Genomic DNA, 3,019 nt, shown 5'->3' with positions numbered 1-3,019 from the left:
TCCACATCCATCACCCGGATCGAGGATGCGCGCAAATGGTGGATGGATGAATGCGACGCCGCAGGCCGGCTCCATTATCACGAGATGGAACGGATGTGGCGGCGACAGGATGTGGTGGACGGCGAGAGCCTGCTGGTTTTCGTCTGGGACAAGCGGCCCGTCCGGTTCCTACCATTGGCCCTGCAGGCCTACGAGGCCGACTGGTTGAGCAGCGAGTATTCCGTTGCCCTGGGCGACAACCTGGTGGACCAGGGCCTCGAATTAGACCGGAGAACCGGCCGGGTGATTGCGGCCCACTTTCGGGTGCCGGATGGCTTTTCTCCCCTGACCGGCAACGTCCGCAGTCAGCGGGTGCCGGCCGAACACTTTGTGCATGGGTTCGAGTCGCTGCGGCCGGGCCAGCTGCGCGGAATCAGCCCGTTCACCCCTGCGATCCTGCTCGCTGACGATCTACAGGAATTCATCGGCGCGAATATCGACCGGGCCAAGATGGCCAGCAAATGGCTGGCTTTTGTGCAGACAGCCGATGTCGCCCGCTGGCAAAAGGGCCGCACTACTAACGACACCGAAACCGGCCACAAGCTGACTGTACTCGATAACGCGATCATCGACTTTCTCAACCCGGGCGACGAGGTCAAGGTCAACACCGCTGACGTGCCCGGCGAGAGTTTCTCGCCATTTGCCAAGTTCATCCTTCAGATGCTGGCGGTCAGCGTGGGCGTGCCCTATGAGCTGGTTTCCGGCGATTACGGCGGCCTGAACTACAACACCACGCGCACGGTGCGCAATGATTTTGCCAAGGCGACCCGGCCGATCATCCGCCGCCATTGTCGCCAGTTCGGTGTCCAGGTGAATCGGGTCTTTTTTGATGCCCTTTACCTCACCGGCAAGGTGGACATGCCCGGCTACCAACAGAATCCGCGTCATTGGTGTGAAGGATTGTGGCAACCGCCGGGAACTGAGCCGCTGGATCTGCTGCGGGAAAGCCGGGGCCAGATCGACCTGGTGAAAAACCTCCTCTACAGCCCGCAGGAAATCATCACCGGTCGGGGCCGGGATCCGGAAGAGTTGCTCAACGAGATTCAGGAATTCAAACGCATGCTGGAGCAACGGGGACTGACCATTGAAGAGGTCTCCACCGCCCTCCAGACCAACCCGGCGGCGGTGGCCGGCGACTCTAAACCCGACAGCAAGCAACAGGACGAATGATGCAGGCGCAACGATCAGTTCCGATGAAAGGCATTTTTGAACGATCTGGATACCTGGGGAGCATGCCGGTGGCCTATGGGCTCACCGTGCGCTCCATCACCTGTCGCGCCGCCGTGGATTCGGATGCCATCCGCTGGACTCTGGCCACCGAGCAACCCGCCATGGTCTACGACTGGGAACTCGAACGGGTTGTCCAGGAAGTGCTGCTCATGGATGGCGTGGTGTTTCCGGAAAACCGGCAGGTGCCGCTGCTGGATTGCCACAACCGGTGGAGCGTTGACGATCAGTTGGGCTCGGTCACCGATTTCAAGCAAACTCTGGTCGGGAAGTATCAGGCCATTGATGGGTTGATCAGGTTTGCCGCCGATGACAAGGCGGTGCGCACCCGGCAAAAAGTTATCGACCAGCACCTGACCGACGGCTCGGCCGGATACCGGGTGCTCAATGCGATTTGGGTGCCGGCTGAGGTTGAGGTTGTCATTCGCGGCCGCACCTTTGTCGGCCCGTTGAAGGTGTCCACGGACTGGATGCTGAAGGAATTCACTTTAACGCCAATAGGCGCGGACAGCCTGGCAAAGGCAACCAGGGGATCTGGTTCGGCTGGCCGTTTGGCGCAACAGCGGCTGTTCGCCGCATAGCAGGGCGAGAGCCCATAACCGGGAGGTATGATGAATCCCAAGTTACGAGCATTTTTGTTGGCCAATGGTCTCCGCGCCGACGCCCCTGAGGATGAGGCGTGGAATTTTTACAAGGATATGCAGGGCCGAGGGGTCTCGTTTGACGGGCCTGAACAGGTTGGCGGCGATGGCCAACGGTCTGAACCGATCATTCCGCCAGCAGGTCCTCAGCCTGCTGCAGCACTCGTTTCGGCTTCGGCTCCGCCTGTTGCCGTTTCTCCACCGCCGGCAATTGGCGCATCACGCTCCGACAACGGCTTTGCGAGAGCCTTGGACATCATGGAACTGTGCAACCGGTATGGCATTGAGGGTGAACAACGCGCCGCCATGCTGAAACCTGAAGTGACCATGGACCAGGCCCGCTCCATGGTTTTGGAGACCCTGGCTCAACGGAGTGTTGCGCACCATCCGGGCTTTGCGCCGTCCGGGTTACAGGTACAGGTGGATGAACGCGACAAGTTCCGCGCCGCCGCCTGCACTGGCATGTTTTTACGGTGCGGTTTGCCGCTGGATGGCGAGCGGGGCCTGACTGTCGCTCTGGAGGGCTGCGGCTGGAAGGTGGACCGCGCCCAGGACGTGGGCCGTGATTTCATCGGCTATTCCCTGCGTGAGGTTGCGCGCGAGTGTTTGCGCAAGGCGGGACAGTCAGTGGGCGGCGATCCCATGGAGATGGGGCTCCTCGTCATTTGGTGTGGATTTGATGTAGAAAACGATCAAATCCACACCAAATGACGAGGGAAACCATGAATAGCAAAGATATCATTGCGTTAGGCCTCGGCCTGCAGGCTCCATGGGAAATCACGGGGCAACTGCTCAACACGGACAAGAAACCCCATGAGCTACGCCTCACCATTCAGGCCCAGCGGGGAACGTGCTACCCTTGCCCGATCTGCGGAGCGCTCTGCCATGCCCACGATTTCAAAGAAATGACTTGGCGGCATCTGAACTTCTTCCAGCACCATTGCTTCATCACGGCTGCCGTGCCACGGGTCCGTTGCCTGGAGCACGGGGTGAAGCAAATCGAGGTTCCATGGGCGCGAAAAGGAAGCAAGTTCACGCTGCTGTTTGAGCAGGCGGCCATGATTCTGGTGCGGGAAATGCCCGTCCTGACCACGGCCACAATCCTTGAGATG

The 3,019-nt window shown here is 60.0% G+C and carries 4 protein-coding genes; all 4 read left to right on the top strand.

Going from position 1 to position 3,019, the window contains the following annotated elements:
* On the top strand, positions 1–1,209 hold a 1,209-nt coding region (locus RCH93_RS10870; protein WP_306548428.1), incomplete at its 5' end, for a phage portal protein.
* 23 nt (positions 1,210–1,232) lie between these two features.
* On the top strand, positions 1,233–1,847 hold the full coding sequence (locus tag RCH93_RS10865; RefSeq protein ID WP_306548427.1) for a hypothetical protein: 615 nt from the start codon (positions 1,233–1,235) through the stop codon (positions 1,845–1,847).
* Positions 1,848–2,156: 309 nt separating this feature from the next.
* Positions 2,157–2,618 carry a hypothetical protein gene (locus RCH93_RS10860; RefSeq protein WP_306548426.1) on the top strand — a complete coding sequence of 154 codons (462 nt, stop codon included), beginning with the start codon at positions 2,157–2,159 and terminating at the stop codon, positions 2,616–2,618.
* Between the two features lie 11 nt (positions 2,619–2,629).
* A partial coding sequence (locus RCH93_RS10855; protein WP_306548425.1) for a helix-turn-helix domain-containing protein occupies positions 2,630–3,019 on the top strand: 390 nt, incomplete at its 3' end.

The organism is Desulfobulbus sp. (assembly GCF_030824455.1).
Lineage (GTDB): Bacteria > Desulfobacterota > Desulfobulbia > Desulfobulbales > Desulfobulbaceae > Desulfobulbus.
The sequence above is the reverse complement of the archived record's forward strand: the minus strand, read 5'-3'. Positions and strand labels throughout refer to the sequence as shown.